Origin of the sequence: Hirschia baltica ATCC 49814 (assembly GCF_000023785.1) — a bacterium.
GTDB lineage: Bacteria > Pseudomonadota > Alphaproteobacteria > Caulobacterales > Hyphomonadaceae > Hirschia > Hirschia baltica.
Map to the genome: position 1 here is coordinate 337801 of NC_012982.1, position 14114 is coordinate 351914.

Below are 14114 nucleotides of genomic sequence, written 5' to 3' on the forward strand. Positions count from 1 at the left end.
ATTCACGATTGAGAGGCTGGGTCTCTGTTTGGCTTCTTCTTGCCGCCATTGGGTTTATTAGCCCGATTGATAAGATAGAGACCACCAATTATCATTGGTGCTGACAGCAGCATGCCCATGGTGACGCCGCCCGGCAAGAAGCCGATATGTGAATCAGGCTCTCTGAAATTCTCTACGATTGTTCGTGCAGATGCATATCCAATGAGGAAAATACCGGTTGCCATGCCTGGTTTGCGATAGATTTTGAATTTCCAGATAGCAAAAGACACGATTGAGAAGAGCAAAAGTCCTTCCAAAGCAGCTTCATATATCTGGCTGGGGTGAACAGGCACTTTTGATCCTACTGGTGCACCAAGGGAATTATAATACCATTGATGAGATCCAAAATCATAGGCTGGGAAACGGATAGCCCACGGAACATCTGTCGGGCGGCCATACAATTCACCATTGATGAAGTTTGCAATGCGCCCAAGGAATAGTGCGATAGGGGCTGTCGCTGCACCGATATCGGATAGGTTTAGCAATGAAAGGCTGCGTTGTTGGGCCGTGTAGGCCATCGCAAAAGCAACACCAATTAAGCCGCCGTGGAATGACATGCCGCCTTCCCACATTTTGAAGATCATGAGCGGATCGTTGAATATGCGGTCTGGTTCAAAGGGAAGCTGATAGAATAGAATATAACCAAGGCGACCACCAATAAGCACACCCATCATGGCCCAGAACACAAAATCATCTAGGTCATCTTTGGAAAGCGGGCTTTTGCCATTGGCGGCTGACCAGAGTTTATTCTTGGATATGAGGTAGCCTGCATATTTCCATGCGAGCAGCAATCCAACAATGTAGGATAGGGCGTACCAACGCAATGGGAATGGACCGAGTGTAAAATCACCAAGCGATAATGCGGGTATTGTGAATACTGCCGGATCTATTTCCGGAAAAGGTATTGCCACAAACATGCTGTCACGTCCTTTTAAACCAAGCTCTTTTGAGAAACGCCTTTGCAAGCGCGCTCATAGTCCACTATGTGTAGTGCATGCAGTGCCACGGCGAGGTCGCCGGGTCCAGAGGCGAGACATTAAGAAATGCAAACAAAAAACCCAATTTTTGACGAAGCAGCGAAATTTGTCACAGGTGCAATGGGCGCTGCACAAGCAGCAGGCGATGAAGCTAAGGGATTGTTGCGTGCTCAGACAGACCGCGTGATCTCGGAAATGGATTTAGTTAGTCGTGAAGAATATGATGTTTTGAAAGAGATGTTTCTGGCTTCTCAGAAGCGAGTCGAAACATTGGAAGAGCGCCTTCAAACATTAGAGAATCGCCTTAATACTGAGATTGAAGGCTAGAAGCCAAAAATATTTACAGAGGTTAACTTTACCGCTGTTGTGTATGGCGCTAACGCCGTTTAAAGCGATCTGCTGTTTTGTCCGCTTATTTTTAAAAGGGTGCCTATATGACGGCTCTTTCGTCTCACCAACATGAAGCAAATGATGATACAATGGAGATCATTGAACAATGCTTGACGTCTGCCGAGTGGGGTGCCGAACGTTCTGATGAAAAGAGCGTGAATTGTGCCGCTCCGACGCGCTGGGGCGAGTGCGGTGGATTGTTTGTTCTTAGAGATGAGCCACGTGCTGTGCATTTTTCTTTGTCAGTAGATATGCGTGCTCCAAATACGCGCCGGTTTGCTGTTCTTGAATTGCTATCCATGGTGAATGAACGCTTGTGGATAGGCCATTTTGAATATTGGAGTGACGAAGGCATTATCATGTATCGTCACACTTTGCCTTTATTATACCGTGAAGCGCCGGAAAAAGGCGAAGTGGAAGCTGTTATGCATGCATCTGCTGAAGCGATTGAGCGTTTTCTGCCAGCCTTTAACTTTGTTATATGGGCTGGAAAATCCCCCAAACAGGCTTTAGAGGCAGCCTTGTTTGACACTTTGGGTGAGGCTTAGAAACTCTAGCTTTATCCTGCCACTATAATTTATCGGGTGAATTTTATGTCTACCGCATTACAATCTAAATCTGTTGCAACACTCATTGGTGGGGGGCGGATGGGTATCGCTATGGCGAAAGGTTGGTTGAACAATTTGGATGCGGCTGGATTGCAAAGCGTCAACATTGTGGACCCGACACCTTCTGATGCGTTGCGTGAGTTGAGCGGTAAAACTGGCGCTGTATTAAATCCTGAAGCTCCTGGGCCGGTTGATGTGCTTATTCTTGCTATTAAACCGCAGGTGTTTTCTAAAGTGACAGCCGATGCAGCCAAATGGGTTGGGTCAAATACATTGGTCATTTCCGTCATGGCGGGCATCACGATTGAGCGATTGGCAGAAGAAACAGGCGCACGCAAAGTTGTGCGTGCTATGCCTAACACACCCGGTGCTGTTGGTGCTGGTGTGACAGCTTTTTGTGTCTCTGATGCGTGTGATGACGCTGATAGCTCTAAGGTAAATGCTTTGTTGGCATCATTGGGAACTGTTGAAGGTCCGCTTGAAGAAAGCTTGATGGATGCCGTGACCGTGGTGTCTGGATGTGGTCCTGCTTACGCATTTTTGTTGGTCGAAGCTATGGCTGCAGGCGGTGTTGCGCTTGGACTTGAAGAGGGGATGGCACAGCGTCTGGCCCGTCAGACGGTTATTGGTGCAAGTGTCCTCATGGAAAATGATCCAACTTCGGCGGAAGATTTACGTAAGGCTGTGATGTCTCCCAATGGTGTAACCCAAGCAGCAGTTGAAGTGATGATGGCTGAGGGTGGCATTCCTGATGTCACGAAAGAGGCATTAAGAATCGCTAGAGACCGTTCCATCGCCTTGTCTAAGGGAACATAGTCCCTATATCTACCCTATTCCAGTTATCGCTTTTGCGCTAGACTGGACATAGTGGGAGATTGGAAGGGATTTATGTTTTTTAATCAAAATCGAGCCGATAATCCACCATTGCAAGCAGCTGCAAAAGCAGCATTGCTGTTAGCTGGGTCTACTGCATGGGAAAAAATCAATGTGCAGGATATCGCCAATACGGCGGACCTGAAGCTCGCTGATATATATGATTTGGGTGGAAAACCCGTATTACTGGCTGAAATAGACAGCATGTTCGATCGTGTCATGGGGGAGGGTTTATCGCCCTTGCTGCCGGACGCATCAGAGGATGATCGGCGAGAACGTTTATTGCATGTGATTATGCAGCGTTTCGATGCTATGGAAAATCACAGATCTGCCATTGAAAATATTCAAGATTTTTACGCCAAAACACCAACCGAATTGGCAAAAGCGGGAATGCGGCGCACGAAGACAGCTAAATGGGCTTTGTTTGTGGCGGGTGTAGATGAGAAAGCAATTGGAACCAAAGCATTGGGGCTAACGGCTATTTTACTACGCGGCATGCGCGTTTGGTTAGCAGATGAAGATGCTCACGATAAAACAGCGGAAGCGATAGAAAAAGACTTAAGCAAAGTGCGGGGCTGGAAACAGGATATTGTTAGTTTCTCCGAGAACTTTCACGATCGCTTTTCAAGCTTCACGAAGAATGCTTGGAAACGCGGGCGTCATTCTAAGGATGAAGAAGTTTAAGATCGCTCTTGCAAACTGATTAGTTCAGTTTTGTTCTGCATGTGTAATTCATTATAATCTGCGAGATGATGTTGGCATATTCATCGCGGCGCTTAATCCACCTAGCTCTGATCGTTCTAGTTTTAGAAAGCCGCCATGCGCTTGTGCGACATCATTGGCAATACTGAGACCTAAACCGACACCGGATTTGTTTTGGTTACGGGCCGCATCTAACCGACCAAATGGTTTTAGTGCTTCATTGTAATTGTCGGAATCTATGCCAGGACCATTGTCTTCTACGCATATTTTCACAAGGCCGGGTGCCTGAGTGATATGGATATACACCGTATCTGCGTGGTCAGCGGCATTATTGGCGAGATTGGCAATAGCTCGTTTTAGAGCTAGGGGGCGCCCGCGCATGAGCAAATGTTCGGGAGCATTTAAAGTAATTCTTGCGCGATTTGAGGCCGCATGAAACGCTTGGTTGACCAATTCAACAGCGTCAAATTCTATCGTGGGTTCGTCAGCTTCGCCGCGCGCAAATGCGAGATATCCATCCAGCATTTGTTCCATTTCCAAAATGTCTGCTTTTGCGGCAGTTAGATCGACGCCTTTAATGTTTTTGAGCAAAGCGAGTTCTAACTTTAAGCGAGTCAGCGGTGTACGAATATCGTGTGATACAGCGGCCAGCATTTGCGTACGTTGATCAACATATCTGTGAATACGGTTGCGCATTCGTATGACCGAACGAGCCGCTTTGCGTACTTCTCTTGCGCCAGATGGCTTGAAATGGGGCGCATCTTCTCCGCGACCAAAGGCGTCGGCGGCATCGGCAAGGTTTAAGATAGATCGCACATGGTTTCTCAAAAATCCGTGTGCGATAAGCAGCAAAACGCCAGAGAGAATAAAGGTCCAGAAAATAAAAATATGCGCTGTAATCATAACAGCACGTTTACGCGGGAACTCGATGACCAATACTTCGCCAATATTATCTTCAGGCGTATCGAGAGCGTATTGAATGCGGATTAAACCATTGTCTGGAAGGCGTTCGATATTGAATCTATTGGGGAGTGTGTCTTCCAGTGTATCTTTAAGGACGCCGCAGCAGGATGAATCTACTGACATAATCGGCGGAGTTGAGGTGATCCGTGTCTGCATGAGGTCGGCAATGTCAAACTGTGTGCTTATTTTTTGGAATAAGTCTCTGTCAGAATTTGCAGCGGAAATGAGGACGTCGATTTCTGAACTAATTGAGAGTGCTAGACGCCGGTTAACTTCTTTGACGTGCGAAGCAAAGAACATGGTCGTCATTGCAGCTATTAAAAGACCGATGGGTAAAATTACGATCAGGTAGGAGCGAACCAGATAGCCACGAGGGAAAAAGCGGGACAGTCTCATATTTTATTATTTCTGCGGACGTCTAATGCAAATACTAATCGCCAATCAGGCGATAGCCAATGCCACGAACTGTTTGAAGATGAATGGGTTCGCGAGGGTCTTGTTCTATTTTTCGGCGTAATCTCGTTACCTGCACATCGACAGAGCGTTCAACACCGGCTGAGGTCAGGTTTGCCAATTCTTGACGTGATACTGGTTCGCCGTAACGCTGAGCAAGGATTCGAAGAAGTTGAACTTCATTTTCTGTCAGGCGCATAATACGTCCGTCACGGCGTAACTCACCTTTTGTTACATGAAAAATTTGACCGGAAAGATTGACCTCTTCAACTGGTTCGGGTGGAGCAGAGCGGCGCAAAATGGCCGCTACGCGCAAAAGCAATTCTTCAGGTTCAAAAGGTTTGGTGACGTAATCATCAGCACCGCGGCGAAGGCCTTCTATACGGTCAATGGCAACATCTTTTGCTGTGAGCAATATGACGGGCGTGTCAATTGTTTCTCGAATTGAGCTTAACAGACTAAATCCATCTTCACCGGGCATCATAACGTCTAGAATTATGAGATCAAATGCCATGGATTTCATAATTTTACGTGCATTAATTGCATCTGATGCTGTAGTGACGCCATACCCTTCAGACACAAGAAAGCGCTTTAGCAAATCGCGAATGCGATCATCATCATCAATGGCTAAGATGTGAGCAGTTTCGGTCATGAGTCTTCATCTTTCTCTGGCGAAGATTTCGCGACGTGTTGAAGCAGTTTTTTGGCATTTGCGACGACTTCCGGTCCTGAAGCGCGATAGGCTTCAAGTAGCACATCTCGCCAACCATTGGCAGCCTTGGAAATAACTTCCTTTCCTGATTCTGTCAGGTTTAATAAGCGCCGTCTACCATCTTTGGGGCAAGGGACGCGTTCTATATAGCCAGATTTCTCCAACGCATTTAGATTGCGGGCAAGCGATTGCTTTGGGGCAAATAAATGGGCCCGCAGTTCGGAAATGTCACAGCCTTCCATTTCAACCAATTCAATCAATGTATCCAGTTCAGCCTCTAATAGCCCCGCTTCTTGCGCGACACTTCCGACCATGTGCCGGATTTTTCGAGCTGATTGACGGATCAATGAAGCACCTTGATCCAGATCGGACTCGCGCAAATACAGACGCGACTCTTCAGCCGAATTGCTAGCGCCTCGAGAAACTGGGCGACTCATGGATTGATTGACAGGTCTAATCACTCTAAGAGAATGGATTGACATCCAAAGGAACTCAAGTCGTTGGGTGTTAGTTTTTCAATTTTTTCGAGGAATTTCTCATGTCTATTCTGCCCTATGATGATCGCGATGGCTGGATCTGGCAGGACGGTGTCTATGTGCCGTGGCGTGAGGCGAAGGTCCATGTTCTAACACACTCCTTGCATTACGGCTCCACAGTATTTGAAGGAGAGCGTGCATATGAAGGTCAGATTTTCAAATCAGAAGAGCACACAAAACGCCTCCACAAATCTGCTGAGTTGCTGGATTATAAAATCCCGTACTCTGAAGACGAAATCAATTCTGCCAAAAAAGACCTAATGGCAAAAATGGGTTTCACCGACTGTTACATCCGTGCTTTTGCATGGCGCGGTTCTGAAATGATGGGTGTGTCTGCGCAGCAAAATACAATCCATCTTGCAATCGCTATGTGGGAATGGGGCAATTATTTTGCTGATAAGATGAAGGGGATCCGTGTGACTATGTCAAAATGGAAACGCCCTTCACCTGAAACAATTCCATCAGCTGCGAAAGCAGCTGGCCTTTACATGATTTGTACAATGTCAAAACATGCAGCAGAGCAAGAAGGCTATGCCGATGCTTTGATGCTTGATTATCGCGGATATGTGTCTGAATTAACCGGTGCAAACATTTTTCTGATCAAAGACAATGTTATCCATACACCCATTGCAGATTGCTTCCTTGACGGGATTACACGCCGCACAGTAATTGATCTTGCTAAAGCGCGTGGGTTTGAGCTTGTTGAGCGTCATATCAAGCCAGAAGAATTATCTGATTTTTCTGAATGTTTCATCACTGGGACAGCTGCTGAAGTGACGCCGGTATCGGAGCTTGCGGGTCATATGTACAAGCCGGGTACCATCACAGAAGCCTTGGTTTCTGATTATGACGCTTTGGTACGCGGCCAATTGACACTTTCATAATGTCTTAGCTGACACAATATTGATCCATATAGGGTGTTTCAGTACGGTATGTGTTGAAACATCCTATCAGACTAGTGTGAGGTGATTGCTCAATTGCTTGGAACACACTATGTCTGAGGACAGACAGGCTTATTTTTGCGCTTTTGGCCTCAGCGCTTTTATGTTTTGGTTTTCTTCGGAGAAACTCTTATGACAGCTGTTTACGCACTCGTCGGTACTTTCCTAGTATTCGCTATTCTCAACATCCTAGAATACAAGCGGCTCGACTAGTCTCTTCCTCCTTCTGTTAGGAAATACCGTTGTCTACTGACATGATTATGCAAATCGTCTGGCTGTTATGCGGCTTAGGCTTACTTTTGTTCGCCGGTGATGCACTTGTGCGTGGCGCTGTTGCAGCGGCATTGAAAGTGGGGCTGTCTCCACTTGTTGCTGGTATTGTGGTGATCGGATTTGGAACCTCTTTACCTGAAGTTCTTGTATCTGTTGATGCAGCGATTAGCGGTGCTGAGGATCTCGCTCATGGGAATATCGTAGGTTCTAACATAGCAAATATAATGCTGGTGTTGGGTTTTACGGCTATTTTTGCACCTGTTGCGACAAATGCTCTTGGGACGGGGCGTTCTGCTGCTATGACGCTGGCTGCAACGTTTCTCTGGATTTTCGTCACATACTATTTTGGACTCAGTCCGATATGGGGGGCGATCTTCCTAACTTTATTGATGGTGTATATCGTCTTTTTAATCCAATCCAGTCGCAAGCAAGTTGGTATATCAGGTGTTCATCATGATGAGATTCCTGAAGAGGTTGATGAAGCAGATAAAGACATGCCTGTCTGGAAAGTTTGTACTTTTCTGCTTATCGGATTGCTCGGGCTAGCTCTAGGTGCGCGCTTGACTATCAATTCAGGTGTATTCATTGCGCGTGAGTTGAATGTATCTGAAGCCTTGATTGGTCTAACTTTGCTGGCTGTAGGAACATCCCTTCCTGAAATTGGTGCAAGTGTCGCTGCTGCGATGCGTAAGCACACTGATGTCGTGTTGGGAAATGTCTTGGGGTCAAATCTGTTCAACCTGTTTGCAGCAGGTGGTGCGGTGGCATTGGTGAAGACACAGACAATCGGTAATAGTTTTCACGATTATAGCCATTGGGTTATGGGGGCAGCTACAATCGCAGTGACAATATTTGTCGCTTTTAAATGGAAAATTGGACGTTTTGTCGGTGTAATTCTACTCGCGACATACATTGCGTATATCATCGGCTTGGTGAATGGATTTTCGTTTGTGGATTTACCGGACCTCGTTGTTGAGCCTCCAGCGATTGAAACTGTTACACAGTGATAGAGAAGCGTGCGCTCATAACGGGGGCTGGGCGGCGGCTTGGCCAAGCTATGGCGACGTGCCTTGGTGCACGCGGGTTTAAAGTTGCTATCCATTATCGCTCATCCAAAGAAGGCGCGCAGCAAACTTTAGATGCTGTCCGTCAAGCCGGTGGCGATGGCGCTATTGTGCAAGCTGATTTGAAAAGTGAAGCGGATCTGGCTTCTTTGGTGCAAACATCATCAAATTTATTGTCTGGGCCATTAGGTCTGTTGGTAAATAATGCATCGGCTTTTGAAGAAGATGGACTGCAAAGCCATACTTTTGAAAGCTGGGACAAACATATGGCTATAAATCTGCGTGCGCCGATAGCTTTATCTCAGGCGTTTGCAGCGCAGATTGATAAAGACGCGAAAGGTTTGATTGTAAACCTGGTTGATCAACGCGTGTGGAAACTTAATCCAACATTTTTCAGCTATACCTTGTCAAAATCTGCTTTATGGACGGCAACTCAGACAATGGCACAAGCGCTTGCGCCCAATATCCGTGTCAACGGAATTGGTCCGGGGCCGACATTGCAAAATGAACGTCAGTCTACTGCAGATTTTCAGCAACAAGTTGATGCGACTTTAACAGGCGAAGGTTCTTCACCAGAAGAAATATGTAAGGCTTTGCTTTATTTTCTGGACGCAGAAGCAGTGACGGGGCAGATGCTTGCAGTGGATGGCGGTCAGCATTTAGTATGGAAGACGCCAGATATAGATGGCGTTGTGGAATAGATTATGACGATTTCATATGAGCGTAACCCTGAATACACAGAAATTTTTTTAAAGCGTCTCACGGTCAGAGCGCAGTTGGGTGTGTTCACACATGAAAAAGGACGAACGCAACCGCTTATTCTAAGTATGCGGGCTTGGGCGAAGGTCGCACCAGTGAATGATGATTTGGTTGAAACAGTCGATTACAATCTGTTTTCGGATTCTGCACGTTATTTAGCTGACAATCAGCACTTCGATCTGGTGGAGACTTTTCTGAACGCGTTGGCTGATAAAGTGATGAAAAATTCACAGATTGTGGCGGCTGAGTTTAGAGCGGAAAAGCCTGAAGCTATAGCTGGAGCTGAATGCGCTGGAGCGGTCATATATCGCACACGATAAGTGAGGGCGGATACGCTCGGGATTGCTTATCCGTGCTTCAATTCTTTGGGTGTGATGAATGTATTCAACGCCCAATCCTGTTGATCATTTTCTCTACGATAAAATGCTGCAGCAGACGTTGGGAAGGCCATACGAATGCGGATGTCGTTTTCTTCCTGACCATTGGCTAAATCCATCGCCAGTAATTGTAAGCCAGGATTGTGGCCGATGAGAAGGATGCTTTTGCAGTCTGTCGTCGCTGCCATCAAATTAGCCTGCGCCATAACGACATGTGATTCTGCTAAATAGAGTTCAGGTATTGAGCTGGCTGGCGGTGTATTAAAAATTGATTGCACTGCGTTCAAAGTCTCACAACAGCGCTGCGCGTCAGAATGTAAAATAAGATCTGGTCGCGCGCCAAGACTGTATAATTTGGTTGCGACAAGTTTCGCATCGTTAATACCGCGTGGTGTTAAACGTCTATCATGGTCAGATTGGCCATGTTTAGCAGGTTGAGTTTTTGCGTGACGAAACAGAATGAACTCGATCATAATATGCCCTGCGAAGTCTTTGAGTCATTTAATTTTTAAGAAGATATACTCTGTGTTTGTCATAGCTGGCTAGCGCATTCTTCATTTAGGGGACGCACTTCGTTTAAAAAATATAGTGCAATAGGTGTTTCTTATTAGCTCTAAGCATTTTTTTGTGTCGAGCAAGGGTGTAATTTTCTGAGCATCGGTTATGGGTTTAAGCAAATTGGAATTTGAAAGAGCTTGAATCGAGATGAGATTTTTTCCGTTTATTTTGAGTTGTTTATTTTTTCTGGTGGCGCTAGCTGCGGGCTTTTACTCAAAATGGGTATGGATCGCTGCCTTACCGTTCGCTATTTTGGTTTGGATTGGTTTTTCTGATCTCATTCAGGTACGACATGCCGTGCGTCGTAATTATCCTGTGACTGGGCGTTTCCGTAGTTTCTTTTACTGGCTGCGTCCATTTTTACGCCAATACATCGTCGAAAGTGAAACAGAAGGGCGTCCCTTCAATAATGAGCAGCGTGCTTTGGTCTATAAGCGGGCGGAGAATGTCAGTAGTGTGGAGCCTTTTGGGTCACATGTTGATAATGACAGGGCTGGTTTTGAATGGATCGCGCACTCAATTGGTGCCGTCCAACCCGCACCAATTGAGACGTTGCGGGTCAAAGTCGGCGGGAAGAGTTGTAAATTACCCTATTCAGCGAGTGTCTTGAATATTTCCGCCATGAGTTATGGGTCACTTGGTGGACATGCGATTGAAGCTTTAAATCGCGGGGCAGCTAAGGGAGGCTTTTATCACGATACAGGTGAGGGCGGGGTATCACGTTTTCATAAAGCGGGTGGTGGTGATCTCGTTTGGGAATTGGGGTCTGGATATTTTGGATGTCGCACTGCGGACGGAAATTTTGATCCAGATAAATTCAAAGATACGGCTGCACTTGAGCAGATTAAAATGATCGAGATTAAATTATCTCAAGGCGCAAAACCTGGCCATGGTGGTCTGCTTCCGGGTGCGAAAGTGACAGAAGCTGTTGCTGAGGCACGCGGTGTACCTATTGGTGAAACCGTTGTTTCACCACCATTTCATAAAGCCTTCTCAACGCCTGTAGAGTTGTTGCAGTTTGTAGAAAAATTGAGGGATTTGTCTGGCGGTAAGCCTGTTGGATTCAAATTGTGTATGGGTCCGGCCTATGAATTTCTGGCGATTATCAAGGCGATGCTAGAAACAGGTATCAAACCTGATTTTATCGTTGTTGATGGCGCAGAAGGCGGGACGGGTGCGGCACCAATGGAATTTCAAGACCACATAGGATCGCCATTGCGAGATGGGCTTATTTTAGCAAGGAATGCTCTAATTGGTGCTGGGTTGAAGGATGAGATACGTCTTGCAGCATCAGGTAAATTAGTGTCTGGCTATGGTATGTCGGCAGCGTTAGCATTGGGCGCTGACTGGATTAATTCAGCACGTGGTTTCATGTTTTCGCTTGGGTGTGTTCAGTCTTTGCATTGTCATGACAACACTTGTCCCACGGGTATTGCGACGCAAGACCCAAGTCGAGAACGTGGTTTGGTAATCCCTGAAAAGGCGGAGTATGTCTATCATTTCCATCACAACACATTACATGCACTGGCGGAGGTGATTGCAGCTGCTGGTGCGAGCCACCCTTATGAATTGGAACCTGATCGTTTGATGATTAGAGAGGCAAATTTGAAGTCAGTTCCGGCATCTGAATATTATGAATTGTTAGAAAAAGATATTCTGCTGAATGCGCCTGAAGAGACTTATCTTGCTAAGGATTGGGCTAAAGCGAACCCGCATGTGTTCCATTAGAAATATATGTATTAGGTAGCAGCCAGCTCTCTACATGTCCTGAGAGAGCTGGGCTTTTATACGGGTGTTATTCGGCTGATTTACTTTGCAGCTGGATGTAATTTTGAATACCCATTTTTTCGATGAGAGATTGCTGTGTTTCAATCCAGTCGACGTGCTCTTCTTCGTTTTCTAGGATTTTGTTGAATAGGTCACGAGACACATAGTCACGAATGCTATCACTATATTCGATTGCGTCTCTTAGAAGTGGAATAGCGTCATGTTCTAGTTTTAGGTCAGCCTCAAGAATTTCTTCTACGTTCTCACCAATGCGCAATTTTCCCAGATCTTGAAGGTTTGGAAGTCCTTCTAAAAAGAGAATACGATCGATGAGCCAATCGGCATGTTGCATCTCTTCTATAGATTCTTTGTATTCTTTTTCAGCTAGAACAGAAACGCCCCAGTCTTTCAACATACGTGAATGTAAGAAATATTGGTTGATCGCTGTGAGTTCATTCTTCAAAGCTTTGTTGAGGAATTCAATGACTTTAGTATCGCCCTTCATGGCCGGATCCTTTTTTTTTGCAGCCCAAAGGGGCGAGCCTGAAATTTGCGGCAACACTAATTTTATTTGGTGCACGAAGCAACGAAATTTTCAAAAAAATCTAATTTAATCAGTAGCTTTTGAGAATGTGAATTACTTCGGTATGCGAATGAAAATCATTCAGCAGCAATATCATTAGATGTTTCAGAACCTTGGCGCTCTGAGATCATATCTGCGATATCATGGCGGCATTGGCCGCAATTGAAGCGTGTTTGGTGATGTTTCATAACCGCAGGCGCAGAATCGGCACCGGCCTCGATGGCTTCGGTTATCTTTTTCTCATTAAGACGGCGGCAAATACAAACGATCATAAGAATTATTTGCAAGCGTTGCGAATGATTGTCAAGCTCATTCACTACGTTTTTTTAGAATTGGTTTGGTAGACAGTTGTTCTTTTTTAACGACTGAATGAAAAAGTGGACGAAATATATCGTCTTGCTATGGGAGGCAGCCAAACGTGCCAGTTTCTTTAAATCGCCGCCGTCTTGTTGCTGCTATGCTTTTGGCGGGCGTGAGTCCATCTGCATTTGCGGGCGAATCTAAGTCTGAAAAAAAAGACGAAGAATCCGAAGATGAAGTCATCACATGTGGAAAAGAATTGGTGGGCTCATGGCTTATTGAATATGATGCCGCGACATGGCGGGTGATGAGTGACACGACCGAGATTGAGTGGATGATTGCGACAACTTTGGATAAGGTTGTTACGACAGGTTTTTTCATTGAAGTTAATAAACAGCGCCGGACTGCGGGTGGTTATGTCTATCAGGATGAAACCAAAGTTTGGTATAATGTGCCGGAGATAGAATTAGCCAGTTCACACGGAGAACCTTATTTCGTGTTCGGAAACCAATTGGGACATTCCTACCACCGTACAGTCGGATTTGGGACGCGTCGTTATTGGATAGAGAAAAATGAATTCTGGTATCCTTCTGATGGGCAATTCAGCACGAAGATGGATTTGGAGAAGCCAAAGATTGCAAAAGCATTTGCACATGCATTGGCCCATAAACATACGCCTTTGCGGTTGGAATTATATGTCCCCAACTGGTCGGATCAAAATGCGATCGCTATCGGGAATATGGTGGACCAAGCTGGACTTGAGGCTGCTGTTAAAGTTGCTGAAGAACGCGTGGCTGCGCTGGCGGCTAATCAAATGGAATGCTCAATCCCTTCCGAACCTGATTTCTTGCCACCCGAAAAGGAAGGTTGTTTCTTAACGACAGCAACAGTTGGTGCAATTGGATTGGCAGATGATTGTTGGGAATTGCAGACGCTTCGTAAATTCCGAGATAATGTGTTGAAGACGACCTTAAAAGGACGTTTGTTGGTCAAAGAATATTATGACATTGCACCTGATATTGTGGATCGTATCAATGCGCGATCAGATGCGGCTGATATATGGCGGCGCACATGGGGATTTGGAATTGTTCCAGCGGCTATTGCTGCAAAATTTGGATTGAATTCCGTTGCGCGGTCTATCTATTTCAGTATGACCAAGAAACTGCAAAAACTAGCGGTTTAACGCTTCATTCTTAAAATTGAGACCTATTTGAGCGGTGTTGAGTATGTATTCAACAT

At 45.8% G+C, this 14114-nt stretch carries 17 protein-coding genes; 10 read left to right on the forward strand and 7 right to left on the reverse strand.

Annotated features, from left to right (window positions below; all coding sequences use genetic code 11):
• Nucleotides 1-2 precede the first annotated feature (2 nt).
• Nucleotides 3-956, reverse strand: coding sequence for a prolipoprotein diacylglyceryl transferase (lgt, locus tag HBAL_RS01540; RefSeq protein WP_012778168.1), 954 nt, complete (start codon nt 954-956; stop codon nt 3-5).
• Between the two features lie 126 nt (nt 957-1082).
• Between lgt and HBAL_RS01545 the strand changes: the two genes are divergently transcribed.
• From HBAL_RS01545 to HBAL_RS01560, 4 genes are all read left to right on the forward strand, one after another.
• Entirely contained in the window at nt 1083-1343 is a 261-nt protein-coding gene (locus HBAL_RS01545) for an accessory factor UbiK family protein (protein ID WP_012778169.1), read from the forward strand.
• 107 nt (nt 1344-1450) lie between these two features.
• Nucleotides 1451-1954, forward strand: a complete 504-nt coding sequence (locus HBAL_RS01550; RefSeq protein WP_012778170.1) for a type III secretion system chaperone family protein — start codon at nt 1451-1453, stop codon at nt 1952-1954.
• A 45-nt stretch (nt 1955-1999) separates the two neighbouring features.
• Nucleotides 2000-2830 carry a pyrroline-5-carboxylate reductase gene (gene proC / locus HBAL_RS01555; RefSeq protein WP_012778171.1) on the forward strand — a complete coding sequence of 277 codons (831 nt, stop codon included), beginning with the start codon at nt 2000-2002 and terminating at the stop codon, nt 2828-2830.
• A gap of 72 nt (nt 2831-2902) precedes the next feature.
• Nucleotides 2903-3571: a hypothetical protein gene (locus HBAL_RS01560; protein WP_012778172.1), complete on the forward strand. Its 669-nt coding sequence runs from the start codon at nt 2903-2905 to the stop codon at nt 3569-3571.
• Nucleotides 3572-3622: 51 nt separating this feature from the next.
• On the opposite strand, the gene HBAL_RS01565 is transcribed toward HBAL_RS01560, so the two are convergent.
• From HBAL_RS01565 to HBAL_RS01575, 3 genes are read right to left on the reverse strand one after another with little or no spacing between them, the layout of a single operon-like run.
• Nucleotides 3623-4948 carry an ATP-binding protein gene (locus HBAL_RS01565; protein ID WP_012778173.1) on the reverse strand — a complete coding sequence of 442 codons (1326 nt, stop codon included), beginning with the start codon at nt 4946-4948 and terminating at the stop codon, nt 3623-3625.
• Between the two features lie 34 nt (nt 4949-4982).
• Nucleotides 4983-5657, reverse strand: coding sequence for a response regulator (locus tag HBAL_RS01570; RefSeq protein ID WP_012778174.1), 675 nt, complete (start codon nt 5655-5657; stop codon nt 4983-4985).
• Nucleotides 5654-6154 carry a MarR family winged helix-turn-helix transcriptional regulator gene (locus HBAL_RS01575; protein ID WP_233356720.1) on the reverse strand — a complete coding sequence of 167 codons (501 nt, stop codon included), beginning with the start codon at nt 6152-6154 and terminating at the stop codon, nt 5654-5656. Before HBAL_RS01575 ends, HBAL_RS01570 begins: the two co-directional genes overlap by 4 nt.
• A gap of 101 nt (nt 6155-6255) precedes the next feature.
• Between HBAL_RS01575 and HBAL_RS01580 the strand changes: the two genes are divergently transcribed.
• From HBAL_RS01580 to HBAL_RS01595, 4 genes are all read left to right on the forward strand, one after another.
• Nucleotides 6256-7137, forward strand: a complete 882-nt coding sequence (locus HBAL_RS01580) for a branched-chain amino acid aminotransferase (protein WP_012778176.1) — start codon at nt 6256-6258, stop codon at nt 7135-7137.
• 299 nt (nt 7138-7436) lie between these two features.
• Nucleotides 7437-8474 (forward strand): calcium/sodium antiporter, encoded by a 1038-nt coding sequence (locus HBAL_RS01585; RefSeq protein ID WP_012778177.1) that lies wholly within the window; start codon nt 7437-7439, stop codon nt 8472-8474.
• Nucleotides 8471-9232 carry an SDR family oxidoreductase gene (locus HBAL_RS01590; RefSeq protein ID WP_012778178.1) on the forward strand — a complete coding sequence of 254 codons (762 nt, stop codon included), beginning with the start codon at nt 8471-8473 and terminating at the stop codon, nt 9230-9232. Before HBAL_RS01585 ends, HBAL_RS01590 begins: the two co-directional genes overlap by 4 nt.
• Before the next feature lie 3 nt (nt 9233-9235).
• The gene (locus HBAL_RS01595) at nt 9236-9610 is read left to right on the forward strand and encodes a dihydroneopterin aldolase (protein WP_012778179.1); all 375 of its coding nucleotides are present in this window, start codon (nt 9236-9238) and stop codon (nt 9608-9610) included.
• 26 nt (nt 9611-9636) lie between these two features.
• Here HBAL_RS01595 and HBAL_RS01600 read toward each other — a convergent pair whose 3' ends face one another.
• Complete coding sequence (locus HBAL_RS01600) at nt 9637-10140, reverse strand: SixA phosphatase family protein (protein ID WP_012778180.1); 504 nt, start codon at nt 10138-10140, stop codon at nt 9637-9639.
• A 232-nt stretch (nt 10141-10372) separates the two neighbouring features.
• Between HBAL_RS01600 and HBAL_RS01605 the strand changes: the two genes are divergently transcribed.
• Entirely contained in the window at nt 10373-11953 is a 1581-nt protein-coding gene (locus HBAL_RS01605; protein WP_012778181.1) for an FMN-binding glutamate synthase family protein, read from the forward strand.
• Nucleotides 11954-12020: 67 nt separating this feature from the next.
• On the opposite strand, the gene bfr is transcribed toward HBAL_RS01605, so the two are convergent.
• Both bfr and HBAL_RS01615 read right to left on the reverse strand, forming a co-directional pair.
• Nucleotides 12021-12497, reverse strand: a complete 477-nt coding sequence (bfr, locus tag HBAL_RS01610) for a bacterioferritin (RefSeq protein ID WP_012778182.1) — start codon at nt 12495-12497, stop codon at nt 12021-12023.
• Nucleotides 12498-12652: 155 nt separating this feature from the next.
• Entirely contained in the window at nt 12653-12892 is a 240-nt protein-coding gene (locus tag HBAL_RS01615) for a (2Fe-2S)-binding protein (RefSeq protein WP_233356721.1), read from the reverse strand.
• Nucleotides 12893-12993: 101 nt separating this feature from the next.
• Here HBAL_RS01615 and HBAL_RS01620 point away from each other — a divergent pair, with 101 nt between their 5' ends.
• Nucleotides 12994-14058 (forward strand): CFI-box-CTERM domain-containing protein, encoded by a 1065-nt coding sequence (locus HBAL_RS01620; protein WP_012778184.1) that lies wholly within the window; start codon nt 12994-12996, stop codon nt 14056-14058.
• The last annotated feature ends 56 nt before the right edge of the window (nt 14059-14114 follow it).

What these genes read in the sequence shown, in the direction of transcription:
- lgt (WP_012778168.1), bottom strand. Translation starts at nt 956, where the DNA reads ATGTTTGTGGCAATACCTTTTCCGGAAATAGATCCGGCAGTATTCACA.
- HBAL_RS01545 (WP_012778169.1), top strand. Translation starts at nt 1,083, where the DNA reads ATGCAAACAAAAAACCCAATTTTTGACGAAGCAGCGAAATTTGTCACA.
- HBAL_RS01550 (WP_012778170.1), top strand. Translation starts at nt 1,451, where the DNA reads ATGACGGCTCTTTCGTCTCACCAACATGAAGCAAATGATGATACAATG.
- proC (WP_012778171.1), top strand. Translation starts at nt 2,000, where the DNA reads ATGTCTACCGCATTACAATCTAAATCTGTTGCAACACTCATTGGTGGG.
- HBAL_RS01560 (WP_012778172.1), top strand. Translation starts at nt 2,903, where the DNA reads ATGTTTTTTAATCAAAATCGAGCCGATAATCCACCATTGCAAGCAGCT.
- HBAL_RS01565 (WP_012778173.1), bottom strand. Translation starts at nt 4,948, where the DNA reads ATGAGACTGTCCCGCTTTTTCCCTCGTGGCTATCTGGTTCGCTCCTAC.
- HBAL_RS01570 (WP_012778174.1), bottom strand. Translation starts at nt 5,657, where the DNA reads ATGACCGAAACTGCTCACATCTTAGCCATTGATGATGATGATCGCATT.
- HBAL_RS01575 (WP_233356720.1), bottom strand. Translation starts at nt 6,154, where the DNA reads ATGAGTCGCCCAGTTTCTCGAGGCGCTAGCAATTCGGCTGAAGAGTCG.
- HBAL_RS01580 (WP_012778176.1), top strand. Translation starts at nt 6,256, where the DNA reads ATGTCTATTCTGCCCTATGATGATCGCGATGGCTGGATCTGGCAGGAC.
- HBAL_RS01595 (WP_012778179.1), top strand. Translation starts at nt 9,236, where the DNA reads ATGACGATTTCATATGAGCGTAACCCTGAATACACAGAAATTTTTTTA.
- HBAL_RS01600 (WP_012778180.1), bottom strand. Translation starts at nt 10,140, where the DNA reads ATGATCGAGTTCATTCTGTTTCGTCACGCAAAAACTCAACCTGCTAAA.
- HBAL_RS01605 (WP_012778181.1), top strand. Translation starts at nt 10,373, where the DNA reads ATGAGATTTTTTCCGTTTATTTTGAGTTGTTTATTTTTTCTGGTGGCG.
- bfr (WP_012778182.1), bottom strand. Translation starts at nt 12,497, where the DNA reads ATGAAGGGCGATACTAAAGTCATTGAATTCCTCAACAAAGCTTTGAAG.